30 protein-coding genes and 3 tRNA genes are annotated in these 26,497 nt (G+C 41.4%); 10 read left to right on the top strand and 23 right to left on the bottom strand.

Going from position 1 to position 26,497, the window contains the following annotated elements:
• Positions 1 to 59 precede the first annotated feature (59 nt).
• Positions 60 to 134: transfer RNA gene (locus TOL2_RS16075), tRNA-Gly, on the top strand.
• A 252-nt stretch (positions 135 to 386) separates the two neighbouring features.
• A complete protein-coding gene (locus TOL2_RS16080) occupies positions 387 to 998 on the top strand; it encodes a phosphoesterase (RefSeq protein ID WP_014958378.1) in 612 nt (203 codons plus the stop codon).
• Here the strand turns inward: TOL2_RS16080 and TOL2_RS16085 are convergent.
• The 4 genes from TOL2_RS16085 to purB form a co-directional block, all read right to left on the bottom strand.
• Entirely contained in the window at positions 987 to 1,247 is a 261-nt protein-coding gene (locus TOL2_RS16085; protein WP_014958379.1) for a YerC/YecD family TrpR-related protein, read from the bottom strand. The genes TOL2_RS16080 and TOL2_RS16085 overlap by 12 nt on opposite strands.
• A 74-nt stretch (positions 1,248 to 1,321) precedes the next feature.
• On the bottom strand, positions 1,322 to 1,897 hold the full coding sequence (gene amrA / locus TOL2_RS16090; RefSeq protein ID WP_014958380.1) for an AmmeMemoRadiSam system protein A: 576 nt from the start codon (positions 1,895 to 1,897) through the stop codon (positions 1,322 to 1,324).
• Between the two features lie 22 nt (positions 1,898 to 1,919).
• The gene (gene ald, locus TOL2_RS16095; protein ID WP_014958381.1) at positions 1,920 to 3,029 is read right to left on the bottom strand and encodes an alanine dehydrogenase; all 1,110 of its coding nucleotides are present in this window, start codon (positions 3,027 to 3,029) and stop codon (positions 1,920 to 1,922) included.
• Positions 3,030 to 3,035: 6 nt separating this feature from the next.
• On the bottom strand, positions 3,036 to 4,406 hold the full coding sequence (purB, locus tag TOL2_RS16100; RefSeq protein WP_014958382.1) for an adenylosuccinate lyase: 1,371 nt from the start codon (positions 4,404 to 4,406) through the stop codon (positions 3,036 to 3,038).
• 583 nt (positions 4,407 to 4,989) lie between these two features.
• Here purB and TOL2_RS16110 point away from each other — a divergent pair.
• The 3 genes from TOL2_RS16110 to TOL2_RS16120 all read left to right on the top strand — a co-directional run bounded on the left by TOL2_RS16110 (position 4,990) and on the right by TOL2_RS16120 (position 7,149).
• The gene (locus tag TOL2_RS16110) at positions 4,990 to 5,271 is read left to right on the top strand and encodes an integration host factor subunit alpha (RefSeq protein WP_014958384.1); all 282 of its coding nucleotides are present in this window, start codon (positions 4,990 to 4,992) and stop codon (positions 5,269 to 5,271) included.
• Positions 5,272 to 5,289: 18 nt separating this feature from the next.
• Positions 5,290 to 6,534, top strand: a complete 1,245-nt coding sequence (locus TOL2_RS16115; protein ID WP_014958385.1) for a M48 family metallopeptidase — start codon at positions 5,290 to 5,292, stop codon at positions 6,532 to 6,534.
• Positions 6,535 to 6,636: 102 nt separating this feature from the next.
• Positions 6,637 to 7,149, top strand: coding sequence for a metallophosphoesterase family protein (locus TOL2_RS16120; RefSeq protein ID WP_014958386.1), 513 nt, complete (start codon positions 6,637 to 6,639; stop codon positions 7,147 to 7,149).
• Between the two features lie 21 nt (positions 7,150 to 7,170).
• Here the strand turns inward: TOL2_RS16120 and TOL2_RS23775 are convergent, their stop codons facing one another.
• On the bottom strand, positions 7,171 to 7,824 hold the full coding sequence (locus TOL2_RS23775) for a J domain-containing protein (RefSeq protein ID WP_014958387.1): 654 nt from the start codon (positions 7,822 to 7,824) through the stop codon (positions 7,171 to 7,173).
• 119 nt (positions 7,825 to 7,943) lie between these two features.
• Here TOL2_RS23775 and TOL2_RS16130 point away from each other — a divergent pair, with 119 nt between their 5' ends.
• Entirely contained in the window at positions 7,944 to 9,689 is a 1,746-nt protein-coding gene (locus TOL2_RS16130; protein ID WP_014958388.1) for an ARMT1-like domain-containing protein, read from the top strand.
• A gap of 25 nt (positions 9,690 to 9,714) precedes the next feature.
• Here the strand turns inward: TOL2_RS16130 and TOL2_RS16135 are convergent, their stop codons facing one another.
• Positions 9,715 to 10,113, bottom strand: a complete 399-nt coding sequence (locus TOL2_RS16135; RefSeq protein ID WP_014958389.1) for an iron-sulfur cluster assembly scaffold protein — start codon at positions 10,111 to 10,113, stop codon at positions 9,715 to 9,717.
• Between the two features lie 270 nt (positions 10,114 to 10,383).
• Positions 10,384 to 10,460 (bottom strand) — tRNA-Arg (locus TOL2_RS16140).
• Between the two features lie 319 nt (positions 10,461 to 10,779).
• Between TOL2_RS16140 and tadA the strand changes: the two genes are divergently transcribed.
• The 3 genes from tadA (at position 10,780) to TOL2_RS16155 (ending at position 12,640) form a co-directional block, all read left to right on the top strand.
• Positions 10,780 to 11,235, top strand: a complete 456-nt coding sequence (gene tadA, locus TOL2_RS16145) for a tRNA adenosine(34) deaminase TadA (protein WP_014958390.1) — start codon at positions 10,780 to 10,782, stop codon at positions 11,233 to 11,235.
• Entirely contained in the window at positions 11,235 to 12,524 is a 1,290-nt protein-coding gene (locus TOL2_RS16150; RefSeq protein ID WP_014958391.1) for an adenylosuccinate synthase, read from the top strand. The genes tadA and TOL2_RS16150 overlap by 1 nt, the downstream gene beginning before the upstream one ends.
• Positions 12,525 to 12,563: 39 nt before the next feature.
• A tRNA-Pro gene (locus TOL2_RS16155) sits at positions 12,564 to 12,640 on the top strand.
• A gap of 54 nt (positions 12,641 to 12,694) precedes the next feature.
• Here the strand turns inward: TOL2_RS16155 and TOL2_RS23780 are convergent.
• The 10 genes from TOL2_RS23780 to TOL2_RS16205 form a co-directional block, all read right to left on the bottom strand.
• The gene (locus tag TOL2_RS23780) at positions 12,695 to 13,177 is read right to left on the bottom strand and encodes a hypothetical protein (RefSeq protein ID WP_014958392.1); all 483 of its coding nucleotides are present in this window, start codon (positions 13,175 to 13,177) and stop codon (positions 12,695 to 12,697) included.
• Positions 13,178 to 13,270: 93 nt separating this feature from the next.
• Positions 13,271 to 13,459 (bottom strand): hypothetical protein, encoded by a 189-nt coding sequence (locus TOL2_RS16165; RefSeq protein ID WP_041279570.1) that lies wholly within the window; start codon positions 13,457 to 13,459, stop codon positions 13,271 to 13,273.
• A gap of 6 nt (positions 13,460 to 13,465) precedes the next feature.
• Positions 13,466 to 13,741, bottom strand: a complete 276-nt coding sequence (locus TOL2_RS16170) for a hypothetical protein (RefSeq protein WP_014958393.1) — start codon at positions 13,739 to 13,741, stop codon at positions 13,466 to 13,468.
• 13 nt (positions 13,742 to 13,754) lie between these two features.
• Complete coding sequence (locus tag TOL2_RS16175) at positions 13,755 to 14,324, bottom strand: hypothetical protein (protein WP_041279571.1); 570 nt, start codon at positions 14,322 to 14,324, stop codon at positions 13,755 to 13,757.
• Positions 14,309 to 14,719, bottom strand: coding sequence for a hypothetical protein (locus tag TOL2_RS16180; RefSeq protein WP_014958395.1), 411 nt, complete (start codon positions 14,717 to 14,719; stop codon positions 14,309 to 14,311). The genes TOL2_RS16175 and TOL2_RS16180 overlap by 16 nt, the downstream gene beginning before the upstream one ends.
• Positions 14,720 to 14,729: 10 nt before the next feature.
• Positions 14,730 to 15,071: a hypothetical protein gene (locus TOL2_RS16185; RefSeq protein WP_041279572.1), complete on the bottom strand. Its 342-nt coding sequence runs from the start codon at positions 15,069 to 15,071 to the stop codon at positions 14,730 to 14,732.
• Positions 15,072 to 15,079: 8 nt separating this feature from the next.
• Positions 15,080 to 15,739 carry a hypothetical protein gene (locus TOL2_RS16190; RefSeq protein ID WP_014958396.1) on the bottom strand — a complete coding sequence of 220 codons (660 nt, stop codon included), beginning with the start codon at positions 15,737 to 15,739 and terminating at the stop codon, positions 15,080 to 15,082.
• A gap of 3 nt (positions 15,740 to 15,742) precedes the next feature.
• Complete coding sequence (locus TOL2_RS16195; RefSeq protein WP_148278134.1) at positions 15,743 to 16,693, bottom strand: hypothetical protein; 951 nt, start codon at positions 16,691 to 16,693, stop codon at positions 15,743 to 15,745.
• A 12-nt stretch (positions 16,694 to 16,705) separates the two neighbouring features.
• A complete protein-coding gene (locus TOL2_RS16200; protein ID WP_014958398.1) occupies positions 16,706 to 17,137 on the bottom strand; it encodes a hypothetical protein in 432 nt (143 codons plus the stop codon).
• Positions 17,138 to 17,147: 10 nt separating this feature from the next.
• Positions 17,148 to 18,086, bottom strand: coding sequence for a hypothetical protein (locus tag TOL2_RS16205; protein ID WP_148278135.1), 939 nt, complete (start codon positions 18,084 to 18,086; stop codon positions 17,148 to 17,150).
• Positions 18,087 to 18,324: 238 nt separating this feature from the next.
• Between TOL2_RS16205 and TOL2_RS24970 the strand changes: the two genes are divergently transcribed.
• A complete protein-coding gene (locus TOL2_RS24970) occupies positions 18,325 to 18,666 on the top strand; it encodes a hypothetical protein (protein WP_158406074.1) in 342 nt (113 codons plus the stop codon).
• Positions 18,667 to 18,844: 178 nt separating this feature from the next.
• On the opposite strand, the gene TOL2_RS16220 is transcribed toward TOL2_RS24970, so the two are convergent.
• The 6 genes from TOL2_RS16220 to TOL2_RS16245 all read right to left on the bottom strand — a co-directional run bounded on the left by TOL2_RS16220 (position 18,845) and on the right by TOL2_RS16245 (position 26,440).
• Positions 18,845 to 19,078 (bottom strand): hypothetical protein, encoded by a 234-nt coding sequence (locus TOL2_RS16220; RefSeq protein ID WP_041279361.1) that lies wholly within the window; start codon positions 19,076 to 19,078, stop codon positions 18,845 to 18,847.
• Positions 19,078 to 19,827 (bottom strand): IS21-like element helper ATPase IstB, encoded by a 750-nt coding sequence (istB, locus tag TOL2_RS16225; RefSeq protein ID WP_014956934.1) that lies wholly within the window; start codon positions 19,825 to 19,827, stop codon positions 19,078 to 19,080. The genes TOL2_RS16220 and istB overlap by 1 nt, the downstream gene beginning before the upstream one ends.
• Positions 19,824 to 21,263 (bottom strand): IS21 family transposase, encoded by a 1,440-nt coding sequence (istA, locus tag TOL2_RS16230; protein ID WP_083863884.1) that lies wholly within the window; start codon positions 21,261 to 21,263, stop codon positions 19,824 to 19,826. The genes istB and istA overlap by 4 nt, the downstream gene beginning before the upstream one ends.
• Positions 21,264 to 21,351: 88 nt before the next feature.
• Positions 21,352 to 22,698 carry a hypothetical protein gene (locus TOL2_RS16235; protein ID WP_014958401.1) on the bottom strand — a complete coding sequence of 449 codons (1,347 nt, stop codon included), beginning with the start codon at positions 22,696 to 22,698 and terminating at the stop codon, positions 21,352 to 21,354.
• A complete protein-coding gene (locus TOL2_RS16240) occupies positions 22,699 to 23,148 on the bottom strand; it encodes a hypothetical protein (RefSeq protein ID WP_014958402.1) in 450 nt (149 codons plus the stop codon).
• Positions 23,138 to 26,440, bottom strand: coding sequence for a phage tail tape measure protein (locus TOL2_RS16245; protein ID WP_014958403.1), 3,303 nt, complete (start codon positions 26,438 to 26,440; stop codon positions 23,138 to 23,140). The genes TOL2_RS16240 and TOL2_RS16245 overlap by 11 nt, the downstream gene beginning before the upstream one ends.
• Positions 26,441 to 26,497 lie beyond the last annotated feature (57 nt).

The following is a 26,497-nucleotide window of genomic DNA, read 5'->3' on the forward strand; positions in this document are numbered from 1 at the left end:
TGTTAATCTTCCCTTGACAAAAATAAAATTTTGAAGTAGTTAAAACAAACTTTTGCTGAGCGGGAATAACTCAGTGGTAGAGTGCGACCTTGCCAAGGTCGAAGTCGCGGGTTCAAATCCCGTTTCCCGCTCCATCTTTCATTTTATATAAAACCACTTCAATACACTGTAATAGTTAAGATTTTTAATCTTTGTTGCGGCAGACAATTTTACTATATATGTTATATATAAAATTCTTTGATAATACCAATAGTGACTTTTATTATTTGTTGTGGGCAAACCCGGGTAAAAGACCAAGTCTACTCATGGAAGTTTCTCAGAGCTAATCAATCAATAAAAGGCTTCAAAAACAAACAAAAAATCTTGAAAAACAAAAGGACAATTTTGTGACCGAGACCGTTTTATGCATTAAAAAAGAGCTGTTACCTGAATCATGGGTACAACAAAAAAGTGTCGTGCCATTGGATCTGGATCTGTTTATTAAAAAATGTTCTATTGCAGGATTTAAATTTATCGACCGTCCTGATGCTGAAAAATCGACCTCTTACAAGCAGATTATTCCCTATATCATCCTTCAGACCAGAGATTTAAAAAAAACTGCTGTTTATAATAGACAGGGAAGTGAACAAAGACTTCATGATCTCTGGTCCATTGGAATCGGGGGACATATCAATCCTGTTGACAGGGAAAAAGAAAACGACTCTTTTGAAAAAATCCTGATGTCAGGCATGGAACGCGAATTAAAAGAAGAACTTTATAAAAGGCCTGAAGGAGAGTTGCCCAGTTTTATCGGAGTAATCAGTGAAAACATTACAGATGTAGGCAAAGTTCATCTGGGTGCTGTTTTCAGGATACTTACAGATTCTCCTGAAAACTTTTTACCCGGACAAGAACTGTTTCAATTTTCATGGAAAAAAACAAAAACCCTTGACCGGTTAAATTTGGAATTATGGTCTACGCTCTCATTAGACCTTATATCTGCTCAATTAAGAATTTAACACCTTTAATACAAGGGAATCTTTATTCTTTAAAATCTTTGACCCCCTTGTAATCTTACACAGGCTTATACCATATTTTTCTGCAATTTTCCGCTGGGTCAGTCCATGGTGAAGATCCTTTAAAAGCTTCCACCGCAATGAAATATCATCCAGTTCGGCAGGCGTGAAAATATCCTCAAAAAAACGGTTTAACTCCTCAAGGTTATCGATTGATAATATTACTTTCAACAATTCTTGATCAACTGCCATCCATCACCTCGTCTGTGTGTTGTTTTTTATAAAAACCAACGTGTTATATTTTGTTCAAAAAAAACATACCAGTGTTACTCTTCAAATAATTGAACCTGATAAGTATAGACACTCAGGTCACCGCACTTCCATGCATTTGATGACAATCCGGCTTTCATACACAGCTGCGTTAAAAATGATTCAGGATCTTGAAGCTGCTGCCATACCTGGGGCAGGAAGGTTGCACTGTGATCCTGCTTTTTGATTATCACACCATCAATATCAGGCCTGAGCCTTGCAATCAGATCATCGGCATCCGTGTAATCAAGTTTTTCAGGGCGGGTCAGGATACTGACTTCAATGGTTGTATGCTTTAACTCTTCATAGGACAGCGGGCTGAATCTTGAATCATTAAAGGCTGCATGTTTTGCATTTTCCTTGACCCCTTTCCAAACTGTTTTAACCGGTTCAATATTACCGATACATCCTCTTAAATTCCCTTTTTTATGTAAAGTGACAAAAGTTCCACGGCTTTCTTCCAGGACTAAATTTGAAACCTTCATCTTCAACTCGTCATAATCTTCATTTTCTTTTCCAAACTCTCGTAGAATATTTTCTCTTGCAAGCTTTAAAAGCAATATCCCATCTTGTTTTGATAGTTTCTCCGTCATGTATTTTTCTCCATTTAACGAATCACAACATGCTTTCAAGAGCAGTATAATTCATGCTGAATGCATCGGCAACCGGTTTGCAGACAAGCTTGTCACTCACATAGTTCACCCCTTTTGCAAATCCGTGGTCTTTACAAACAGCCTTCCATCCATTATTAGCTATTTTCAATGCATACGGCAAAGTTGCATTGGTTAATGCAATGGTGGAGGTTAGCGGGACAGCGCCCGGCATATTGGCAACACTATAGTGGATAACCCCGTCGACTTCATAAACCGGATCACCATGGGTTGTCGGCCTGGAGGTTTCAAAACATCCGCCCTGATCAATGGCCACATCAACTATGACCGATCCTTTTTTCATGGTGGACAGCATCTGTTTTGTAATCAGCTTAGGAGCTTTGGCACCGGCAATAAGGACAGCCCCCACAACCAGATCTGATGTCTTTACAAGATCTTTGATAAGTGCAGGAGAAGACATTAAGGCCTGACAATTGGCCGGCATGATTTCCGACAGATAGCGCAGGCGGTCCAGGTTCATATCGAGAACGGTCACATTGGCACCCATACCGCAGGCGACCCGGGCCGCATGAATCCCAACCACCCCGCCGCCAATAATAAGAACGTTTGCCGGTGGAGTTCCGGTCACCCCTCCCAGAAGCAGTCCTCGCCCCCCAAAGGTTCTTTCAAGATATTTTGCACCCTGCTGGGTTGCAAGTCTTCCTGCCACTTCACTCATTGGTGCCAGCAGGGGTAATTTGCCATTACGGTCTTCAATGGTTTCATAGGCGATCCCGATTGACCCTGTTTTCAACAGAGCATGGGTCAGGTCTTTATCCGCAGCAAGATGCAGGTATGTAAAAACAATCTGCCATTTTTTAATGAGACTGAATTCAGATTCCTGGGGTTCTTTAACATGCATGACCATATCAGAAATACCGTAAATTTCTTCAGGAGTATCAAGAATGGCAGCTCCGGCTTTGATATAAAGGTGATCCTCAAAGCCGGAACCAAGACCGGCATTTTTTTCAACATAAACCTTATGTCCATTGGTTTTCATCATATCAACCCCGGACGGCGTCATACTCACACGATTTTCCTGGGGCTTGATCTCCTTGAGAATTCCTATAATCATCGGCTGTTACTCCTTGCTTAAATAAGTTTGAAAATAGGTGTCAACCAAATTTTGTGCAAGCCCGATATAGGTCTCAGGGGTCAATTGCTTCATTCGTTTTTTAAAATCCAGCGGCACCTTTTCAAGGTCGTCAACAAACTTCTCCAGATCTTTTTTCTCAATTTTCTTCCCTCGGGTAAGTTCTTTCAACCTCTCATAGGGATTTTCTTCTCCAAACACCCTCATGGCGGTCTGGAAAGGCTCTGCAAGAAGCTCTTGATTATTATCAAGATCTTTTTGGATCACTCCATCATTCAATTCTATCTTGGACAACCCTTTTAATGAATTTTTCACTCCAATGGCAAAATAGCCGAAGGCAGACCCAAGACTTCTTAAGACAGTGCTGTCACTCAGGTCTCTTTGAAATCTGGATTTTTGCAGTTTTACACACAAATGTTCCATCATTGATATGGCAATCCCCATGTTGCCTTCACTGTTTTCAAAATCAATGGGATTTACCTTATGGGGCATGGTGGAGGAACCGGTTTCACCTTTTTTTACGCGTTGTTTAAAATAACCCTGACTGATGTAACCCCACATATCCCGATCCATATCAATAACGATTGCCGCAACCCTGATCATGGCATGCAAAACAAATGCAATAGAATGATTCGGATTTACCTGGGTGGTAAAAAGGATAGGTGCAAGTTTCAAATGGTTTGAAATAAACCGTTGTGATGCCTCAATCCAGTTAATTTCAGGATATACAAAATGATGCGCATTATAATTTCCGGTTGCCCCGTTTATCTTTGCCTGAACCCGGCTTTGATCCATAACATCCGCTTCCTGTAACATCCGCCAGGCAAAATTGATAAATTCTTTGCCGACTGTTGTGGGGGTTGCCGGCTGACCATGGGTTCTTGCCATCATTGGAACTGACTTATATTGCAAAGCTTTTTGCTCAATATCGGCAATAAGCTGTCTTAACAGGTTTGTTGCAGCCTTTTTGCCTTTTTTCAGCATCAATGCATAGGAGGTATTATTGATATCATCTGATGTACATGCAAAATGAACCCACTCTTTGATATCTGAAAGACCCAAGAGATCCAGCTTATCCTTTATGAAATATTCAACTGCTTTTACATCATGGTTTGTCTTTTTTTCAATTTCTTTAACATTGCGAGCATCTTCCAGATCAAAATTCTGGGCAATCTTATCCAGTTTTTCAGTACTCAGGTCGTTAAATGGTGCGAGCTTCAAATCGGTTAAAATGAATTTAAGCCATTCAATTTCAACAAAGACCCGGTGCTTGATCAAACCATACTCAGAAAAAATATCTGCAATCTCTTTTGTCAATCCTGCATATCGACCATCTAAAGCCGTCAGTGCATTTATCATGAATTTTTCCACTCCATTACTAAAAATTAACCAATTAAAATCATTTGATTTTTATTACCAATTTTTTACACAAAACTCCGCCCAACATACTGTAATAATAAGAGTTTGATTTTTTATTTTGACAAATAAATCTGCCATGTATGTTTTTACATGTAAAGTCTTCAAAAATCCAAACAGTGACTTTCATGCTTTGTTGTGGGCAAACCAAACAAAAAAAAACCAGGTCTTGCCCATGGCAGTTATCCAAAATTTTCATCCTAATTTACATACCCCATAAAATAACAGACAATCTATCATTTAACAATCCATAAAGAAGACACAGCGCCTTGCAAACCAAATCACACACCCCCGGCTATAGAGCTTGATCACAAATTGATAAAATCATCCGGCATTGAATAAATTTTGCAATAAAAATCAAATCAACAAATAAAACCGGTTTAAATTTTAGAAACATGGTTTAAATTTAATTAAATATCCCAGGGTTACCTACTTGACAAGTACACAGGGAATAAAGTATTTTAGCAAACGATTTTGAATTGATACTTAAAATAAAAAGCTTAATTTTGTTGCAGGAGTAGAATTTATGGCATTAACCAAAACAATTATTGCTGAGAGAATACAAGAAGCACTGGATTTCCCCAGAACAACCACCTATGAAATCATGGAAGAGTTCCTTGAAATCATAAAAGAAACAATTGAAAACGGTGAAGATATTATGATCAGCGGTTTTGGGAAATTCTGTGTAAATGAGAAAAAAGCCAGAAAAGGCAGAAATCCGGCAACTGATGAAGAAATGACCCTCCCGGCCAGAAGAGTTGTCACCTTTAAATGTTCCGGCAAATTAAGAGATCTGATCAATCCTTAAGGCAACTTTCCTTTAGAAATGCTTTTTTCAGAATACGCTATCACCCTCATAATTCTTACGACACTGACAGGCAGTTATCTTATTAATAACATTGCAGATTTTCTAAATCTTGGAAATCTGAACCACCCCCTGCCAGAAGAGTTTAAAGACCATTATAACAACCAAAAATATATTGAGTCTCAAACCTATCTAAAGGCAAATACAAAATTTGGTTTTATCACCTCAAGCGTTGATCTGGCAGTAGTACTGCTGTTCTGGTTTTCAGGCGGATTTCAAGCCATTGATTCCTTTGTCAGGTCATTTCATTTTAACTCAATTATTACAGGACTTTTTTTTACCGGCATTCTTTTAACTTTGAAGCTGATACTATATCTTCCTTTCACTATTTATGCCACTTTTGTGATTGAAGAAAAATTTGGATTCAATAAAACCACACCCATCCTTTTTGTTACCGACCTTATGAAATCCATTGTTCTCTCAGCTGTCTTGGGAGGACTGCTGTTATCAGTCATTTTAGGCTTTTTGGAATTTGGAGGCAGATTTGCCTGGATCATGTGCTGGACAGCAAGTGCTGTATTTCTTCTTGCTGTTCAATATATTGTCCCCACATGGATCATGCCGTTGTTCAATAAATTCAGCCCATTGGAAGACGGCCCCCTGAAAGAGGCTATTATAAACTATGCAGAATCAATTGATTTTTCACTTTCCAATATTTTTGTCATGGATGGGTCCAAACGAAGCAGCAAATCCAATGCATTTTTTACAGGTTTTGGAAAAAACAAACGAATCGTTTTATTTGATACCCTGATCAAAGAGCAAACAATTGAAGAATTGGTTTCAATTCTTGCCCATGAAATGGGCCATTTTAAAAGAAAGCACATTGTCAAACGAATGCTTTTGGGCATTTTTCAAATGGGATTTATTTTTTATCTTATCTCCCTGTTTATCTCTCATGAAGGGTTGTTTCATGCTTTTTTCATGACAGATGTTTCCATTTATGCCGGTTTAATCTTTTTTGGAATGCTATACTCGCCCATAGATTTGTTCATATCAATATTTTTTCAAATTTCATCCAGAAAGGATGAATACGAAGCTGACCGCTTTGCAGCTGAAACGATTCAAGACACAAAGCCATTGATAAATGCTTTAAAAAAACTGGCTGCCCACAACCTTTCAAATTTAACCCCACATCCTTTTTATGTATTCTTAAATTATTCCCACCCCCCTGTGCTTGCAAGAATCTCCACTTTAAAAGCCTTATGATCTTTTATCAATCCGACATTCATAGTATTTTTTAAAAATTTTGTTGATTTGGATTGAATATTATGAAAGCTTATTATCCCTAACAAGGAAAAAATAGATCCTATGAAAAATCTTATTGTTACAGCGGATATTCATGGCAGCTACAGTTCATGGTTAACCATGAAAAATCTTTTAAAACCCACTGACGGACTTGCCGTTGCCGGTGATCTTTTTGACACAAAATACGGGAATTACACAAATATTGATTTCCAGCCAGGCTCAATAAAAAATGAGTTAACATCTTTTAAACACCATTTTTATTATGTCTATGGAAATTGTGATACCCCCTCTTTTTTCCCGGGAGTTGACACGAAAATGGAGTTTACCGTTTTCAATAAAAAAATTCTTCTTTATCATGGTCATCGTCCTCACCACTGTTCTGAAGATATCGACATTGTCATACAGGGTCATACCCACATTTTTTCTCTGAAAAAAAAGAATGGCCAAATATTCATGAACCCAGGCTCCATAACGCAGCCACGAAACGGCAGGTACACATATGGATTGATTGATAACACGTCAGCAAATCTGATTGAACTTAAAACAGGAAAAAAATTAATCACCATAAAATTTTAAATTGATCATCAAAAAAACAGGTTATTTTTTACCAACAAAATTAACCGGCTTAACCGGATCTATTTTATCTACCCTTTCGATACTCATCGGTTGGTATCTTTTATATTGTCCTGATGACATCTTTGCCTTCAATGTCATATAGTTTTGATACCCTTTGTATGGATTTGTCTTTTGAGCATATTTTTTCTTTTTATGTATACCTGTCTTTTTTTCTCCATCAGAGCCGACCTGATAAATGCTTTTAAAGACATCATCGAACCTGACCTTTTTACCACTGGTTTTCTTTACAGGTTTTTGTTTTTCAAATTTATTTTTAACGATTTTGCCATGATTTTTGTTGTTGAAAAAAATTATCAATCGTCCAATCAATTTTGATAAAAAAGAAAAGGTCACCTCTTTTTCATGTCTCTCGGATTGATCTTTAATTGTTTCATTATCATGATTTTTTTCAGTTGTTTTTTTAACATCTTCAGTATTTCTCAGCAGAGGAGCAATATACCGAAATGCAAGGTTGATCTCTTTCATTTTTGACTCTGCTGTTCGTTGTTGCCGGATTTTTTTTTCAGCCCTGTCAGGATGATACTTTTTTGCTAAATTCCGATAGGATTTTTTTGCATCTTCAAAAGAAACACCAGGTTTCAAATTTAAAATATGAAAAGCTGTTTTCTTGTCCATAATTTATTCTATTATGCTTCTCAAAACAACGTGTCAAGGTCATTTACATTGCTATTCAATTGCAAAACAACATTTGGAATGATACCATTGCCCGCATTATTTCTAAAAAAGGAGACTATATGGAAGACAAAACAAATATACCTGTTCGTATGGGTAAAAGCCCTGATTTTGATGCCTGGTTTACCTCTTTTTTCCTTAAAAACCATATAGACCCGTTTGCTTATCCGACAAAGGTTGGTTCAAGGGAACAAGTTGAATTTATGGTCTACCCTGAAAATGGAGAACGGTATTATCCTTGTTCCGACAAAATGTTTAATGCTATCATGTCAAGAAAATACCCTCCGCATCTAAAAAATCATTACGAGCAGGTGTTTGATAAAATAATTGCCCTGATTGATGAATTGATAGATTCTGAATATAACAAACAGTTTTTAAAAACCCTGGTCAAGATAAAATATGATGATGAAATCCAGACCGGTCTTCTGATTCCGTCCCGGCTTGAAAAAAGATTGTACACAATATTTTTAAGCCGTACTCACATCGAAAATCCGTATTCAGCTGAAAAAAGAGCAACCAATAAAAAAATAAAAAAATTTTTAAACTCAGAAACCTTTAAAAAGGCATTGAATCAGATTGGTGATTCCGTACAAACCATTGAAGACCTTACACTGGTTGAACTCAGGGAAAAAATAAAAGCAATTGAATTTCAAAGACTATTAACCCTTGTTGCACAAGATAATCTATGGACCCATGAAAATCCAAAAATTCCGCCCCTGGCCCAAATAAAAGAGATATTTAAGACTCCAATCAGAGGGAATGGTTTTTCTAAGTTGCTTCAAATATTGCAAGCAAAAAAACAAAAAATTTTATGGCTGGCTGATGAATCAGGTGAAATTATTGTAGATCTTACCATTATCAAATTTATGGCCGAACTTGGTCATGCGGTTATTTTTGCAGTAAAGGAAGCACCGTTTTTCAAAAAAGTCTGCCTGGCTGACACTAGGACAGATCCGATTCTTGCAAAAGAATTTGAAACCGCACATTTTATTCATGAAAAAACCATCAGCAAAAACAACCTGGTAAAACTTTTAAAACATGACAAAAACATCTATGTGGTATCTGATGGGACCAGTGAAGACTTAAACCTTCTGCTTGTCTCTACTACCTTTTCCAGGATATTTAAAGAGGTTGATTGTGTCGTATCACGGGGCGAAACCCAGAAAAAAAGGTTGATTGACTCTCACTTCCAATTCACCCAGGATATCATCAATATCAGTCTTGAAAAAAAGGCTTTAACAGTGACCTATAAACCCAGACACCCTGATTTTATACAATTTTCACACGAACAGCTGGAAGAGGTGGCAAATAAAATTATTGATGAAATGAAAACAGCCAGAAAAAAAGGGATGACAGTAATGTTTTACAGCGGCATCATCGGATCCATCCCCGGAAAAATTGATGTGGCAAAAAAAATAATGGGTACTTTTATTGACCATCTGTATCAACAGTCTGCCGATCTTTTTATCATCAACCCGTCAAAGTATTATGAGCCTGGAATGGATGCAGACGACCTGATGTATATGTGGGAAATCGTTCAAAGAAGCACATATATCGATATTTGGAGGTTCCAGACATCAGATGATATTTCCGAAAGCTTTTCATTGTTAAATAAAAAGGTTCCCCCGGAATGGATCGGTAAAGATTCAACCTATAGCACAGGCTGCACCAAAGAGATGAGAATTGCCAGGGATGTTCAAAAGAAAAATCCAGAGATGCAACTTATTGGACCGTCTTGGGATAAATTTATGCGCCGGAATGAATACGGGGTGGGATCCATGTATGACCAGAGACTTGCCGATTCATGAATTATAACCAGCCAATGCCTGTTTTTTATCTTTTTTCATAATCATCAATGGCAAGATGGAATGCAGCCAGTGCATGTGCTGCACAATGCGCTTCTTCTTTGGGCAGTGTCTTTAAATAGACGGTTATATCATTGGCTGCAATTTTTCTGGCCTTTTCAATAGTTTGACCGTTTGCAAATTTGATAACTGTGTTGGCACAGGCATGTGAAAACAAACATCCTTTAATATTATAAGATACCGATTGTATTACAGCGTTTTTGATCATCAGATAAAATTCAATTGTATCACCACATTCCCTGGTCTTTTTTCCATAACCGTTACAGGATGTAAGGGTTTCCTGATAGTCTCTTTTCATTGCCATTTCCAGAAATTCAAGGGAATGGTCATTCCAAAAATCAAATGTTTTGTCGCTTTTAGTATTCATTTTCTGTAATATCCCATAATTTTTATGGGATATTACATATTTTACACCAATGATGCAAGACCAATCACACGATTGCTCAATGTAACAATCGTTTTTCCTATCAGATCGCCACAGGAATATTCTGTGTCCACAGAAAACATATTTGATAAAGGCTATAAAAAATTTATAGTTTCAAAAAAGATTAATTTAATTGGTTTCAAGGTGATCAAATTTGGAAAAGCGCGAGGCAAAAAAAAGGATTCTGGTAAGTGCCCCAACCCCTTGTCATAATGGCGCGCCCGGCAGGATTCGAACCTGCGACCCCCTGATTCGTAGTCAGATACTCTATCCAGCTGAGCTACGGGCGCACAACATGGAGACAGTATATATCAGGCTTTTTGAAAGATTTCAAGTTTTTTGTTTTTCAAATTTTTCTTAGATTTTGGTCAAAAAAAACCCGGCCATTTGATTCTCTTAAAAATCATCTTTTGACCGGTCTACAGTATACCTGATAAAATTATGGACGGCCTCGGATCTGTCCGATTGAACGTATTTTCACATGATATTCGTCTGGACGAACGGATATGACCCGACATCCACTTTGGTTTTGTTATATTAATTTTTGGACAAAACAATTTAATTGATTTGACCTTAGGAAAAAAGATTTATATAAGTATTGGTTGAATTATGAATGATGAATATTATATGAATCTTGCCATCAAGGAGGCAATAAAAGCATCACAAATAGATGAAGTCCCTGTTGGTGCAGTCATTGTGGATAAAAACAAAGATGTTATCGGATATGGTTACAATTGTCCCATATCATCAAATGACCCCACAAGCCATGCTGAAATAAATGCCATACGCATGGCATCAAGGGTGATAAAAAATTACAGGCTGATTGACACAACTTTATACGTTACTATTGAACCTTGCATTATGTGTATGGGTGCTATTATTCATGCCAGAATCAAACGTGTTGTATTTGGAGCAAAAGATCCGAAATGGGGTGCGGCAAGATCATTATATACCATGGCAGATGATAAACGATTGAACCATCACCCTGAAATTGTATCAGGGATATATGAAGATAAAACTAAACAGCTCATTAAAAGTTTTTTTTTGAATAAAAGGAGTAAGTAGTGGGAAATACAGTAATTGTCGGCACGCAATGGGGAGATGAAGGAAAAGGCAAAATTGTTGATTTATTAAGCGAACATGCAGATTATGTTGTCCGGTTTCAGGGTGGAAACAACGCCGGCCATACAATGGTCGTCAAGGGCAAGGAAATTATCAGTCACCTCATCCCTTCCGGTATTATCCAGCAAAAAAAATGTTTCATCGGCAATGGTGTTGTTGTGGATCCTTTTGTTTTACTGGAGGAAATTGATTATTTGCTATCAAACAATATTGATGTGTCACCGGATATGCTTAAAATAAGTAACCGGGCTCATATCATAATGCCCTATCACCGCTTGATCGACAGTGCCAGAGAAGCCCAAAAAGGAGATCAAAAAATAGGAACAACCGGCAGGGGAATCGGCCCATGTTATGAGGATAAGGCTACCCGAAGAGGAATCAGATTTTGCGACCTTCTTGACTTTGATCTTTTCAAAGAAAAAGTTAAGACAATTCTTGAAGAAAAAAACTTTTATCTTGAACACTATTTTAAAACGGAAACCATAGATCCTGAAACTGTAATTGATCAATTTCAAAAGATTAAAGAGAGATTGCTTCCATATGTTGCAGATGTTTCCGTTATATTGTTTGATGGAATAAATAATAATAAAACAATATTATTTGAGGGCGCTCAGGGAACCCACCTTGATATTGAACACGGGACCTATCCGTTTGTGACATCTTCCTCGGTTGTGGCCGGCAATGCCGCCAACGGATCAGGTGTGGGGCCTGCAAATATCAATGAAATCATCGGGATTGTAAAAGCATATACAACACGCGTTGGTGCTGGTCCATTCCCAACCGAATTGTTTGATGACATTGGAGATAAAATCCAGAAAACCGGTTCGGAATTTGGTGCAACTACCGGCAGAAAGAGGCGCTGCGGCTGGCTGGATATGGTTGTGCTTCGGAATGCTGCCAGGTTAAACAGCCTGACAGGTCTTGCCATCACCAAGCTTGACGTTCTTGATGATCTTGATGAGATTAAAATTTGTACCGGGTATGAATATAACGGAACAATCATCAAAGATTTTCCGCCTGAAATCAAAATTTTACAGGAATGTACACAGGTATATGAAACTCATCCTGGCTGGAAACAGGACATTTCAGGCATTACATCATTTAATGATTTGCCCCAAAATGCAAAGAATTACCTTGCAAGGATTGAAGAACTCTCTAATGTTAAAATTAAAATTGTCTCGGTAGGACCGGGAAGGGAAGCAACAATTATAAAAGAAAGTATTTTCAATTAGACTTTTTTATTTTTTTTGTGTATAGTCTTTTGCGGCAGTCGGGATGTGGCTCAGTCTGGTAGAGCACAGCGTTCGGGACGCTGGGGCCGGAGGTTCGAATCCTCTCATCCCGACCAGCACCAATCAAGGGTTTTCACAATTCCTATCCAATCAAGATCTAAAAAAACATGTCACCTTGGTGACACCCTGGAAAAACAATCAGAATACAAATGCTCATCAGAATATAAATCGACATGAGCATCATAATAAAACACTCGACCAAAATCCTGGACAGCTCGATAATATTTTTTTACCCTGGCCAGGCGTAAAGACATTAAAAGTTTATTATAAGTTTCAGCCCGGACGATTCTCTGCATGTTGTCTAAAAAGATTTGATTTGACAGCTTAAAACCAGCCTCTGAATTAAAAACGGTAAAACACCAATCATGAATCATGCAGGCAGCTTTAATACTGACAAAATAAACAGTATCCGGAACCATAAAATCACCCAGGCCACCAGGACCACACCCATTGACCACCTCTGATCGAATTTCCTTTGATGTTTCCCAGAAAGACCTGGGAGCTGCTAAAGTGTAGCCGGCTAATTCCCCCATGACAATTGGATCAGAATCAATTGCATGTGGCAGGCTATCAGCAAAACTTTTTAAGTTCATTTTCAACAACCTTCCTTTTTACGGATAAAATATTTGTAATAATTTTTCATGGCCTCATCCACTTTCTTTTTGATTTTTTTACAAATTTATAGGTCATCTCTTGCCCCACCACTTTTTTTGAAAGTCCCAGGCTTTTGGCATTGTGATAAATACAAAAGTCACTGTAACAGTCAGAAAAGCTATCAAATCAGTCCAACCGTCGCATGTATTGGGTAATTTCCCATATACCCATGAAAAAAAGCCAACGACATATCCAATTACTTCCTTCCAATCAATTTCCATCAATCATCATCCTTGCCCCGGCCCTATCACCAAAACAGTTCCGGATGCCGGGAAAATATTTTTCATCTTCCTTATCACGAACATACTGTTCAAATTACCATTTCTGGCTGCCAGAGCCACTTGATCCCCTATCTTATATTCTTGAAAAGAATCATTGATTGAAACCTTCAGGCCGGATGTAGTTTGAACAGTTATTTTTGCACCTGAAACAGATGTTACTTTTCCGAACGAATAATCCTTGCCGGGATTTTTTAGATTAAATTGTTTTAGAGTGTCAACCATACCTATTCCTCAGCTAATCCTTTGTTAAATCAACGTATTCAACCGTTTCAACAGTATTCACTATGCTGTCCGGCGTACCAGATATGGTCAGATTCGTAATGGTTGTCAGAACGTTGATACCCCTTCGTGTTGACTGTATCTGTACCACATCCCCGATTTTTAGAGACGGGATGGGGTTTGCAATACTGATATCTCTAATTTTTGACGTATGGGTATGGGCGTTGATTTCATATGTTGCCCGGCGTTGAATCAGAGATTCAGATTGATATATACTGTTGCTGATTTCCGGCAGATCGGCAGATGGTGATACTTGAAAAATTTTAGTTTCATCGCCGGACTCCCCAGATACCTTGAGATGGTGATCCAAGGAGGCATTAAAAAATGTGAAACTGGAAGACCCACTTAAAATGACTGTGCTGCCGGTTCCATATGCTGCGCTGCCGGAAGCAATCCCCCCCGTTCCTGACTGCGCTGCAGATTCCGAATCATGCACAGTGACGCTGATATCTGACCCGCTGTCTGCCAACCCAATATACAGGGTATCATCCGCCTGGATATTCCAATCAACTATACTAAAGGACATAACCCACTCTCCGCTTTTTCACCCATCAGGCCCATGCGCCAGCCCCTTGTGGCGGTTCCATGGTATTCCCGCCCTTCAAGAGCCATCCGTTTTAAAACCTGTCGGGTTTTATAATTAATTTCCCAACTCACCACATGCCCCCGCCAAGCCCCGCAAAAGAAAAAAGATTCGATCCTGGCCTTGGCTTTTTTCCCGAATGCCTGACTGGCCTCCACAAAGAAATTGTACTTTTCAAACCCCTTCAGGATCAGGATTTTTTTATTGGGCAGTTTGATGCTCATTTCTCCGATGCCGGTCAATTTTTCCCCGTTTTCGGATGCCCACCCTGGGTCTGTCTCTCGGATATCCGGGGAGCTGTAGACTATACCGTCATTAAATGTAATCGTGTAATTCATAGCAGCTCCCTTATTTAGTTGAACACTTATCTTGAACTCGATTGAAAATCTTTTTAGAAATATTTCTACGCTTCTGAACTTTGGGATTGTCTGGATTGTTGTTGGTGCCTAACCAAGCCAATGGGGATTTTGAGAGCGCTCGCTTTACTCGATTAAAATGCTTTTCATAATTGCGCTCAGCGGTAAATAGGCCGGGTTTCTTTCCACCCATTTCTCTTTGAGCCATTCTCATAAAATGAGTCGAATCAAAAGTTATGAGAGCATCCATAGCGCATATCGCCATCCTTGCATCATTCACATCAGGCTTCCCACCTGATTTACATATTTCAATAATTTCACTGAGTGTTTTCATGCCCCCTCCTATGAGTACAGATAACGCAAAGTCAGTACCAAATCCGTTGAACTCCCCGGCGTATGGGTTCCATTCGTTACAAGCTGTTTGATATTGAAATACAGATTTTTTCCTGCTGATAAGGCTGCTGTATCCAGCTCAATCCTGGAATCCGTACCGGCCAACGGTGTTCCGGCCCAGGTTGCTGACCCTGGACTTGCGTTTGTGGTGGCAATGGCCCGGATGGATGAATTTGCAGGGGTTCCAGACCCTAAAAAGTTATCTTCTGCCGTGGCATGGGTATTGTCATCCCAGGCTTCAAGATAAGGGATACCTGCGGTTGCACCGTCAAAATAGATGGCGAATACATAGCGGTTGTCTCCCCCAGACTGTTCCCCTGCACTGGTTCCGGCCAAAAATACTTGGTCAAAAACTGATTCCGAATTGTCTTTAATAAAAGTTTTCTCCGATTCATTACTCCCTGAATCAGGAATAATACTCGGGTATCTTGTACCGGTTAAAGCGTCGCCATCTGTCTGCTGTTCAGAACACCATGCCAATGCATCATTTGTAAGGTCAATAACTACCCAATTTGAAGAAGATCCACCAGCACCACCTGTGGCGTTGCCAGTGTTCTCCCCATCATTTGCGGTATTGTTGAAAAGCCAGTATGTGTTCGGTTTTGTCATTTTTTATATTTCCTTAATTATGCTGTCCAGATTCATTGCATAAACCGCCTGAAAAGACGGAATTGTTCCGATCGCCATAAGGTCCATGCCTATATCTGTTATATTGTTTCCATCCCCCAGGGCGATATCCATTGCTGCATCCAAGGTGATAATTCCATCCGCAAGGGAAATATCCAGAAGAATGTTTTTTATATCTTCTTTTGCAAGTTGAATATTTAGAGGGGTGTCTTCAATCTCCTGGGAACCAATAAACAAATCCAGTTTATTGTTTTTTCTTGCCCATGCCGCCGCCTGGGCATCAATAGGCATATCAGTCATTGATTGAAAGTAGGCGGCAATATCAAGTTTTGCGTCTTCTTCTGTCCACTGCGCCACATGGATATCAAGGGGGGCATCGTTAAGTTTGGATTGCCACAATTCAATATCCATTGCCATATCTTCAAGGACGGTGGTGGCAATAAGGGTTAATATCTGATCGTCGGCACTATTACTGGCATTATGCTGATCAAAAGTACCATCATATATTTTTGTGCTATTTGATATTGCAGCATTATAAGTTGTATCAGTGATTGCATCAGTGCTTATATGAATTTTTACATTTTTAGCACCATAATCCGTGTCATTACCATTTGAATGCCCATTGTTTATCGTGATACCATCAAATGTCTGCTCAGAATTAAAAACAATAATAAGCCGTTGATTGGTTATGTTGTAATGCGATGACATCCATGACGTTTCATACCGATCATTGATCTTTGTCAGGGATGTATCGAATGCTCGCCAAGGATCAAAGGGGCCAGGACTACTGCTCGTAGCATATACAGAAAAAGCCGTGTTGATCATTGAAATTGGAGTTCCTGATAAAGTAAATTCTATAGATCTAATATTCAGATAATCACTACTTCCCCAATTATCAGCGATATCCAGGATAACCGATTTAGCTGTATACGACATCTAACCCCCTTTTCACAAAAGTACTTCATGGTCCGGGTTTTCCTCACAGATCAACCTGATCTTGTAACCTTTCTTCCCGTCGGCACACCCGCCGCAAACGGCCTGTTTATACATAAGTGCATTACAGGCAGGGCATTTGATTTGTGACCGTTTTAAACCCATGCTTGTTTTTTGTTTCGGTTTCCGCATTTTTTGTTTTGCTTTCATGCTTTCAACAGCTTTTTTAATATCTTCCTGTCTTTTTTTAAGAGACTGCACCCAATAAGCATTGTCTAAAAAATAAAATTCCTGGTTCTCAGGTTTTGTTTTTTGCGGGAACAAACCACTTGTCTGCAATTCCTGCCGTAAAGCATTCTCATCCTGGTATAACTCAAAAGCTTTCAGCACGTCAGTTTTATTAAACGCCTGCAGCATTGAAACTATTTGTTTCTCTGCGGTTTTCATATTTTCTCCTTCAACATTGCCACTCATAAATATCTTGATGTTCTGCTACCTCATAATAAGCATCAGCATCAGGAATAGGGCCGTATATATCAACTAAACATCCCGATTTTGCCGAAGTAAACGTACAGTTTTCACCTCTTGGATACACACCATTTGTGCGCCTTGAATCTCGTATTCTATATTTATACCTTCCTTCAATAATGTCTTTAACGCAGTCGGTTGAATAATGAGAATAACAGTCTGTTACTGGAAAATTTTCACGTTCTATAAAAACCCATTGTCCAACGGTTGCCCTAACATCAACGGAACAACAACCCACTGTAAATGTTTGTGTTCCACATGCGCCTTCCGGCATAGTGATTAATTTCGTAGTTCCATCGCTGCAAACATATTCAGCCGATTCACCGGGAGCAAGAACGTCAGGCCCAGAAACCATTTCACAGCCGCATTCTTCCTCTCGTACCTGCTCACAATGAGCCTCGCATTCAGCCATATGTTCTTCCTGTAGCCGGTTGAATTCTTCATAATACCCGGCTGAATAAGCATCGTATGCATCGCTTGCCTGCTCATGTAGCGTTTTTGAATAATCGTAAGTGTTCCCTTTTTCATGAATCTCTGAATCACATATCTCAGAGCAGGTACAGGCCTGGTCAGGGCAATCTGAGGCACTTGATACTCCGAACCGCATTTTTTCACGGTCATCTCCCATTAAATTATCATAAGAGGCCATTTTACTTAAAATCATGGCATCACAAGGAGTTATTGGGCCGGGTGTGAGATCTACTGGTGAGGTTGAGCTTCCTCCACCGCCTCCATCATCACCGCTACCCCCTACACTACCTCCATCATCAGTACCAAGTCCGGGGGCAACATCACCTTCACCTTCGCCGGGGAAAAGACTTCCGTCACCTTCGCCATCACCAGGGGCTGGTATTTCTTCTTCTCCCACACTGGGCAACCCAGGATCAGGAATAATCGGATACCATGGGTCAGGGTTAGGATCAGGTTCAGGCAAAGGCGTGGGAGGTTCATCAGGAATAGGGCCGTCTTCATCATCTATAATGTCACAATGATCAACGACAAATATTTTTTTCCTTCAACGACAATTAAAATTCCCGTTTCTCATTCCTTTATAACCTGCTGATTTTATATTTTTTTTCATTATTGACTTGATATTTTTTGTAACATTGATAATATCCCTCACGCCGGTCTGGAGGATAGGGCAACTGCTGGGAAGCAACCCGAGCGCCGTGACTGGTGACGAAGACATGGGGGGCAGTATGCTGTCCAATGTATTCTGCCCTTCCCCCCATGTTTTTGTCCTTCATGCGTTAAATCCCCGCGCCTTAGCGCGGAACAAATACCCCGTAGGGCCGCCGGAGGCATATTGTTTTTCTTCATTTTTCTGCTTGATACTTGAAACCCGCTTTAATCAATATATCCTCCAAAATTATCCCAACCTCACCTCTTTTTTTGAGCTCATCAAGCATCCACCGCTGGATGCGGGCATTCACATGAACACGCTTTAGATGTGACGGCAATTTCGGTTTTGGTTTTCCTCTATATCCTCCACGCATACCATCTCCTTTTTAAATAAAAAAACCCGAAAGCCTTGCCATTCAAAGATTATAGATAACCGTACAACGCTTTACAAAAAAAATATGTGATTTTCGCATAAAAAAATGGCCGTTTATTATTCATCTGTTTTTAAACAGGATTATTATAAAAACCGGTTCTGCCATGTGTTAGGCCATGTCGTGATAATATACGCCCAATAGTTCTCACAGAAGGTATTGGCTGGATATTCTCATTCTCCATTTCCTCCCTTATAACCCTGGCGCCACAGTGCAGGCCTCTATTGTATAAATGCAGCCGTATCATTTTGACAATTTCTACGAGTTCTTCCCTGGTATATGCTGTTTCCATATCGTGTTCGAACATTATCTTGCCTCCTTTTTGGCCTGCTCCATGCGATAGCTCTCAACATTCAATTCAAAGATAATGCTGTGATGAACAAGCCTGTCGATAGCCGCAGCCGTCGTCATCGGATCTTTAAAAATCTGTTCCCACTTGGAAAAGGGAAGATTGCTGGTGATCATCAGACTGCCTTGCTCATACCGGTCTGCCAGGAAGGTGAACAGCACCTCCATCTCTTCCCGGCTTTGCTGGACATATCCGATATCATCGATAATCACGGCATCAAACCTGGAGAGGCTTTTGAGCTTTTTTGTCAACTCAAGCTCCCTTTTGGCGATCAGCAGCTCCTGAACAAGCTGGCTGCATGAGATGAAAAGGACCTGCTTTCCTTTTGCAATCAATTCATGGCCAATGGCACACAACAGATGGGTTTTCCCGCTTCCCGGATTCCCAAAGGCCAAAATATTTTCAGATCGGCTTAAAAAAGAGCCGTCGATCAGTACATTCAAATGATTAGCGACCTTTATGGGAAGGCGTTTTTTATCAAAATTTTCAAAGGTCTTTGACGGTGGCAGCTTGGATGCCCTCAGGTTCCGTGCTATCCGGTTTTGCCACCGCACTTCACATTCAAGATTCAGCAGCTGTAAAAGATACTGTTCATACCCCCATGACTCCGCCCGGGCCTGATCTGCCATTTCTTCATAGCTGCGGCGCATGGTCGGCATGTGGAGACTCTTGAGATGGTTCATGATCTGGTCATGATCACTCATCATGCTGCCACCTCCTTGAGAAGTTTGTCATAAAGGGTTAAATCAACTGCCGGAATATGGATATCATCTGGTCCGGCAACAGGGGCATTGGATTCCATAAGGCGCTGAACCGCATCTTTGCTGATTTCATGGCTTTCGTTTATTAAAACCGTCAGAGCACTGTCTACAGCCACTTCACTGTCTTTTGCGGCAAGGTATAGAATCTTCAAATATCTTGAGGCAGCGCTTTGAACAGTATAGCGTTCTTTTAAATAGTCATAGGCAATCCGGAAACGGCTGGTGGGAAACATGGCATCACGATAGCGGTAGTTTTCAAACGCCCTCGGCTTTTTGACCAGGCTGTCAATGATATGCCGGTAATTGATTTTGTGCTTCCCCTCACCCCGTAACCGTGGCAAGGTGTCGATCTTTTTCTGTCCGTACCAGATTTCCAGACATTCCATGTAAAGACGAACCTGTATTTTTTCTCCTATGAGCCTGCTGTTCACTGAGTAGACATTGTGATTGACTCGTATGGTACTGCTGGGACCGACTTTTAAATCCAGTTTTTTACATGAGTCGATCCGGCGTTTGGGGAGCCGATGCAGGAGTTCCACTTCTTCTGCAAGGCGGCCTTTTCGGCCGGCATTCAGTTGCCCAAACAACCTGGACAGAAAACTCTCATACTCTTCCCGGTCTTTAAAATCCCGGTGACCTCTCAATAACAGGGCTTGTTCAACGGCTTTTTTGAACCGGTAATTGCGCTGCTCCACATCACCATTTTCATTGGGGCTGGACGGGTTCGTTTTAGAAGGAGTCAGACCGTAATGGTCGACAAGATCCTGATATCTGCGGGTGAACTCTTCCGGGTGGGTCTCCTTGTTGACAGCGGCAGCCAAGCGATCTGTGCGGTGATGATACGGTACACCGCCCAATTCCCATAAAGCATTTTGCAGGCCCTGGCTCAGGCTTTCAAAACTCTCGGAGAAACATATGGTACCGGTTTCCCAGTTGGAATAGGTTAAAACAAAATGATAAATCATGTGATCAAAAGGAACGCCGGATATGGTGATGCCCAGCTCATCCATATGGGTGAAGTCAGACTGGCATAATTCGCCCGGCTTATGAATTTGAGCGAAGAAAATTTCTTTACCCGGTCCTTCTGTTGCCCTCCAATGTTTTATCCTCCGTTGCAAGGTCCTCAACTGCCCATCGGCAAATCGGCTTGGCTGGTTTCTTTGAAGATCCTCAAAAATGGTTTTGGCTTCCAACCCCGGATTTATTGATAACATTCCTTTGATACCATCCCATACGTCTTCAAACGGGTCCTTACGTGTTCTCCAGTTATGCTCCTGTTTAAGTTCGCTTGGCAATTTGCCCATTTTACGGTACTTTCGAGCCGTTTTTTCATCCATACCTGCTTTCATTGCTGCTATCCCGAAATTTTTTTCAGTTTGAATCAACTTGAATAACCTCCTCACTTGCTGGTCCGTTACCATCCAAATCTCTCCTTTCATAAGATTTGGCGGCTTTTACCATTTTTTTGATTTATATTTCAGGAATTTTAATTGTCGTTCGGCGGGTATTATATATGACGCTGATCACAGGTCTATTGTTGATAGTCGCCCATGCTAAAACTTGGGCGCAATTCCCAAAACAAACGCCATTCCCGGACATTTTGGCGTTCAAAGAAGATCCGCAAGCACAAATATTTCCAAGCTTGATATCCATAGTGGCTGAGGCCCCAGCGCATTCAGCTGTAACACTTACATCAAAAGCCGTGTTACCTGCTGTAACAGTGTTTACAGCACAACCCTCAGTAATATATGAAATAACCAAGGTTTGATCACAATATGTAAATGGATCATGAACTGCAATTTCGTTACCTTCAAATACACATCCGGTTTTAGACTCATCCCAATAATTATTTTCATGAGCTGCGTCTGTATAAGCCCAGATTCCAACAACGCTTTTTATCAGAAATTCGACCGTCACTTTATGATAATTATCAGCATTATAAATTCCACCAGACATCAGATACTCACCTGTGGGGGTATCTGTACTGCCCAAAGTGATCCCGTCTTCACACGTCCAATGCACCATGGTGTTATCAGCTATGGCCCCGTCCTGGTCGGACACAAAAGCAAAAATAGTCCCGGTTGATATGCCATCAGCGGGCAGACAATCCGAATCATCCAGAACAGTTAATTCGACGGAAGTTGATGATTCACTGCCCGCCGAACTAATAAGGATTCTATTCCCCCACTCCGGGTATTCAATGCTTTCACTAATATCCGCAATATCAATATCAGTGACGGTGTGATCCGCAGCTGCAGGGTGAAAAACATTGTTTCTGATCACAAGTTCCCCGTCCGTATTGCACCCAACATACCCACCGGCAAAAGTTGCCAGTTCAGATATCACATCAATGGGATATGCGCTTTCGACCGCATACGATCCCGCATAAACTGTATAATCGTCCATCTCAAAGTTGATCGACAGCCCGCACAGGCCCGCCATTTCAGTCATTATGGCGTGGCAAGTTGTATCCAGTCCCCATTCTTTTGATACTTTGACTGCAAAAGGAGGCCCAGCTTTTGCTGTTTCAGACCTGCCCCACACTCCCTGGCTCAGTGTTGAATCTGGTGTGGCAGAAACAGGGGGTTGCTCGATATAAAACATACCCTGTGACACCCAGACATCACCGTTTTTAGTTTTTACTTCCACGCGCAATTGGGGGAAAATTAAAAAATCAAATTGATCATAAAATGAAGGATCTGCAGCCGATAATGTCAATTCTCTGGCATAAGCTCCTTTACTTTCCGTGATCTGAAAGCTTTCAATCTGTTCTTTGATTGAAACCCCGTCCAGCAATACATCCCAATCCAATGCCATCTATATCTCCTTGCTGATCACAATCAGATTAATTTCGTATGAAAAAATGGTGTAGTTATTATATGCGTACAGGATATTCCGCCAGGCCCTAAACCCTTTGGGATTCCTGCTGAACTGCACTTTCCAGCATTCGTACCCATCCGTGAAATACCACTGTCCGTCAATCGTTTCATATGCGGACTGCAGGGCGGTCACGGTTGCCTGGTTCAATGCCGCGGTATCTGAAAAGCTGATCAATCCATCCTGTACCGACACGCCGAAATCCTGAATCACCACACCCCCCAGGGTGCGGATCACAGATCCCCTGTCCTGTGCAGACCCGGCAGGATTATACTCTGAAAAAACAGGGTCTTGATCAAAGATAATCAATGTTGCCGGTACGGGACTTGAGCTGTCCGGGTTCAGGGTGGCTGAAATATCGGTTGAATATATCCTGAATTTACCGGGCATAGGTAAGCCTCATTCTTGACATTTCTTTTGCCATTTTTTTAATCGCCATACGGGAATCAGGATCAGTGATCTTGACCGGGGCTTCCATGTCCCCTGCCTGGAATCGGACAACAAGAGTTTCAGAAGGGGATTGTCCACCGTTGGCCATGGCCATACCACCGGTGGCAAACCTTTGAACCGGTATTTCAGGGAGTGATAAATTTGAAATTAACCCGCCGATTCTGGCTTTAACTACTCTCTGCATGTCAGGCAGGTTAAGGCGCATGGAGTTTAATTTGCTAAAAAATCCGGCACCGTACTTTGCAACGGCTTCCTTGCGGATAACGAACTCCCCGGCTTCCAGCAGTGCCTTTATCTTATCTCCGCCTCCATAACCAGGAAGACGTCCACCGCTGGCAAAACCGACAGGCCCGCCGGTCTGTTTTTCTTCAACTGTTTGTTTTACGGTTTTTTGGATGGTCGTAATGGTAATGGTTTTGGTTTCATCTCTGGTTAAATCATTTATCTCAGATTGAGCGTCTTCAAGATTCTCAAGGATGATCTCTACATTTGTTTCTCTCTTTTTTGTGATTTCATCCAATTGCTTTTGAATTGCCTTTGCGGTTTCTTCCCATTGCCCTTGTGAACTTTTGGCGTTATCTTTTTGTTCCGAATACAAATCAATCATGAAATTACCAACAGCTTTAACTCCATCTTTCGCGACCTCTTTCGTCGTGTCAAGACTTTTGACAATGATATCCTCACCATCTTTTGTTGAGCTTTTGATTTCTTCAGCAAGCCCGGCATAAAGGCCTTCAGCATCTTTTGCCAGAGTCTCTGCTAATTTATAATCACCATTTCTCAGGGCTTCTTTTGCTGCATAAAACTTTTCATCCGCCTGCAACCGTTCATCGTTCCACTGTTCTTCATCAGTCATGCCCTTCCGGTTCAGCTCCCGGAGCTTGTCTGCGGTGGACATGCGGGCGGTCTTGATTTTATCTTCCCACTCAATCACCTTTTTGGCATATTTTTCAGCCTCGGCTTTGGCGGTTTTATATGCTGCCTTGGCCTGCTTTTCAAAATCGTCCAGCTGCTCCTTTGTCGCCTTGACCGCTTCAGCCGGTTTTTTCATGGCATCCGCTGCCTGCTCACCGGCTGTTTTAACTTTTTTTAAATCGCTGTTGATTTCTTTTATGCGCTGATTCACGACCTTCAGCTCAGCTTTTGCGTCAATGGCTTCCTTTGTGGCAGTTCCCAAAAAGGTAGTTTTTTCAGATTTGGTCTGTAGCTGAACCTGCAGGGCCACCCAATAAGCCTTTGTCTTTGCAAGTTTCCTGCTCAGCTCTTCCAGTTCTTCCGGGGCCGTGCCTGTTATATCTTCCGGCAGTTTTACATCTTTGAATTCTTGAAACTTTTTCATGATCCTATCAGAAGAATCATACAGCCGGTTTTGTGCGTCCTTAGCTTCTTTCTGGGCATCACGCATTTCACGGAATGCCTGAACAGCCTTCCAGATCTCGACCCCGGTGTAAGCAATGTTAATAATAAGGCCAGCTTTCATCGCCAGGCTAGCCGCCTTAAACTGAGTTGTAAGAGATCCGACGGAAGCCCGTGTCAACGCAATATTACTCATACATTCTTTGAGCCCAAGCACAACCGTTGACAGCCCCATTTTCCACAGCAGAAATACGGCAGATCCTGCAGCCAAGGTCGAAAGCAAAATTTTGGTAGGCGTATCCGTTTCCGACACCGCATCCTTGAACAACCGGATGCCCTTTAACGCCGGAAGCAAACCCTTTGAGACTAAACCGCCAAGCTCAATGCCAAGCTCGCTGATTTCGTTCTTAAAAAGCTTGATCTGATTTTCCGGCGTGTCCTTCATCTTGTCAAAAGCGTCCTGCATGGAACCGGCTGACTTGGTCATACCGTCCGTTATTTCCTTGAGCCCGTCCAGATTCTGGGTCAGGGCCATAACGGCTGTTCTTGCTTCCACGTCCGGGATCAACATCCGCAATTGATCCATGGAAAGCGATTTTTTGCGAATGGCTTCCAGTGTCGGGATCAGTCCCTCCCAGGTGATTCCCAATTCTTCAAATTTCTTTTTGGCCTCGGGCGCGGGAGCGGCCATGGCCGTAATGGCACCCTTAAGGGCCGTGACCGCTTGCGGGGTTTTGATCCCGGCCTTGGTCATGGTGGCAATGCTTGTCGCCACATCCTGGAATTTCACACCTGCCGACCGTGCCGTGGGCAGCACGTCACCGATGTGTTGAGCCAGTTCGGGAAAGGTTGTCACACCGGACTTTACGGTCTGGAACAAAATGTCATATACATCATCAAGTTCACCAATTGATTTGCCGTAAGCGTTGATCACGCTGACACCGACATTAACAGCAGTCTTGGTGTCGGTAACACCGGCAACAGCAGCCTTGGCAGACAACTCAAGAACAGTGGTTGATTTTTCAAGTGCAACCCCTGCCGAAATGATATCATATTCAGCAGCGGCCAGTTCAGACGCGGTCTGGGGAATCCTTGTGGACAGGGTCAAGATCTCTTTTGACAATGCGGCATGGCGATCCTTTGACACGTCCAATAAGGTATTCACCTCCGCCATACGCTGGGAAAATCCGCTGAAGCCGGTGAATGACTTGACAAAGGTGAAACCGATACCGGCCAGGGCGGCAAGGCCTGCGGATGCCGTTGAAAGAGAGCCCGACCAGCTGTTGGTTTCATTCTTGAGTTCTCTGATTCTTTTTTTGAGCTGCAGCTTGGCCTCGGATAGTTCTTTTGCGGTAAGCTTGCCGGATTTCTTCAGCAGGTTATAAGCCTCACCCGTCTGTTTGATTTCGCTCTGAATATCTTTATATGGTCTTACATTCAACATACCCTTTGCGGCGTCGATCTTTGCCGCCTTTGAAAATTCCTGCCGGGTTTGGGATAAGGACTGTTTAAGCTTTTTTTGCTCGGCACTTAAATTTTCAGTATTAATCCCGGCTTCTTTCAGGGACCTCCGCAATTTTTGCAAGGATTGATGATTCTGTTGAAAAGCCTTTTTTAATGTACCCGCCTCTTTTTTTGCCTTATTGAACCGGTTGGAAAGGTCTTTTGTCGGCTGATCTGCAGCCTTGATCTCTTTTGCAAGTTTGGATACCTCTGCCTGGGCCGCAACCCAGGCCGCTTTACTTTCCTGGACATCCTTTTTCAGTTTTTTAAAGGACTCGATTTTACCCAGGGCGGACAAATCTTTTTCAAGCTTTTGTACCTCGGCAGACCCTTCGGTTTTCGTCTTGATTTTTATATCAATATCGTGACTCATGAATCATCCCTTTTACACGCCTTGACCGCTTCATTCACCGCTGCCTCAAAAAAACTC

The sequence above is a fragment of the Desulfobacula toluolica Tol2 genome, from assembly GCF_000307105.1.
Lineage (GTDB): Bacteria > Desulfobacterota > Desulfobacteria > Desulfobacterales > Desulfobacteraceae > Desulfobacula > Desulfobacula toluolica.

What these genes read in the sequence shown, in the direction of transcription:
- TOL2_RS16085 (WP_014958379.1), bottom strand. Translation starts at nt 1,247, where the DNA reads ATGGCAGTTGATCAAGAATTGTTGAAAGTAATATTATCAATCGATAAC.
- amrA (WP_014958380.1), bottom strand. Translation starts at nt 1,897, where the DNA reads ATGACGGAGAAACTATCAAAACAAGATGGGATATTGCTTTTAAAGCTT.
- ald (WP_014958381.1), bottom strand. Translation starts at nt 3,029, where the DNA reads ATGATTATAGGAATTCTCAAGGAGATCAAGCCCCAGGAAAATCGTGTG.
- purB (WP_014958382.1), bottom strand. Translation starts at nt 4,406, where the DNA reads ATGATAAATGCACTGACGGCTTTAGATGGTCGATATGCAGGATTGACA.
- TOL2_RS16110 (WP_014958384.1), top strand. Translation starts at nt 4,990, where the DNA reads ATGGCATTAACCAAAACAATTATTGCTGAGAGAATACAAGAAGCACTG.
- TOL2_RS16115 (WP_014958385.1), top strand. Translation starts at nt 5,290, where the DNA reads ATGCTTTTTTCAGAATACGCTATCACCCTCATAATTCTTACGACACTG.
- TOL2_RS16120 (WP_014958386.1), top strand. Translation starts at nt 6,637, where the DNA reads ATGAAAAATCTTATTGTTACAGCGGATATTCATGGCAGCTACAGTTCA.
- TOL2_RS23775 (WP_014958387.1), bottom strand. Translation starts at nt 7,824, where the DNA reads ATGGACAAGAAAACAGCTTTTCATATTTTAAATTTGAAACCTGGTGTT.
- TOL2_RS16130 (WP_014958388.1), top strand. Translation starts at nt 7,944, where the DNA reads ATGGAAGACAAAACAAATATACCTGTTCGTATGGGTAAAAGCCCTGAT.
- TOL2_RS16135 (WP_014958389.1), bottom strand. Translation starts at nt 10,113, where the DNA reads ATGAATACTAAAAGCGACAAAACATTTGATTTTTGGAATGACCATTCC.
- tadA (WP_014958390.1), top strand. Translation starts at nt 10,780, where the DNA reads ATGAATGATGAATATTATATGAATCTTGCCATCAAGGAGGCAATAAAA.
- TOL2_RS23780 (WP_014958392.1), bottom strand. Translation starts at nt 13,177, where the DNA reads ATGAACTTAAAAAGTTTTGCTGATAGCCTGCCACATGCAATTGATTCT.
- TOL2_RS16165 (WP_041279570.1), bottom strand. Translation starts at nt 13,459, where the DNA reads ATGGAAATTGATTGGAAGGAAGTAATTGGATATGTCGTTGGCTTTTTT.
- TOL2_RS16170 (WP_014958393.1), bottom strand. Translation starts at nt 13,741, where the DNA reads ATGGTTGACACTCTAAAACAATTTAATCTAAAAAATCCCGGCAAGGAT.
- TOL2_RS16175 (WP_041279571.1), bottom strand. Translation starts at nt 14,324, where the DNA reads ATGTCCTTTAGTATAGTTGATTGGAATATCCAGGCGGATGATACCCTG.
- TOL2_RS16180 (WP_014958395.1), bottom strand. Translation starts at nt 14,719, where the DNA reads ATGAATTACACGATTACATTTAATGACGGTATAGTCTACAGCTCCCCG.
- TOL2_RS16185 (WP_041279572.1), bottom strand. Translation starts at nt 15,071, where the DNA reads ATGAAAACACTCAGTGAAATTATTGAAATATGTAAATCAGGTGGGAAG.
- TOL2_RS16190 (WP_014958396.1), bottom strand. Translation starts at nt 15,739, where the DNA reads ATGACAAAACCGAACACATACTGGCTTTTCAACAATACCGCAAATGAT.
- TOL2_RS16195 (WP_148278134.1), bottom strand. Translation starts at nt 16,693, where the DNA reads ATGTCGTATACAGCTAAATCGGTTATCCTGGATATCGCTGATAATTGG.
- TOL2_RS16200 (WP_014958398.1), bottom strand. Translation starts at nt 17,137, where the DNA reads ATGAAAACCGCAGAGAAACAAATAGTTTCAATGCTGCAGGCGTTTAAT.
- TOL2_RS16220 (WP_041279361.1), bottom strand. Translation starts at nt 19,078, where the DNA reads ATGTTCGAACACGATATGGAAACAGCATATACCAGGGAAGAACTCGTA.
- istB (WP_014956934.1), bottom strand. Translation starts at nt 19,827, where the DNA reads ATGATGAGTGATCATGACCAGATCATGAACCATCTCAAGAGTCTCCAC.
- TOL2_RS16235 (WP_014958401.1), bottom strand. Translation starts at nt 22,698, where the DNA reads ATGGCATTGGATTGGGATGTATTGCTGGACGGGGTTTCAATCAAAGAA.
- TOL2_RS16240 (WP_014958402.1), bottom strand. Translation starts at nt 23,148, where the DNA reads ATGCCCGGTAAATTCAGGATATATTCAACCGATATTTCAGCCACCCTG.
- TOL2_RS16245 (WP_014958403.1), bottom strand. Translation starts at nt 26,440, where the DNA reads ATGAGTCACGATATTGATATAAAAATCAAGACGAAAACCGAAGGGTCT.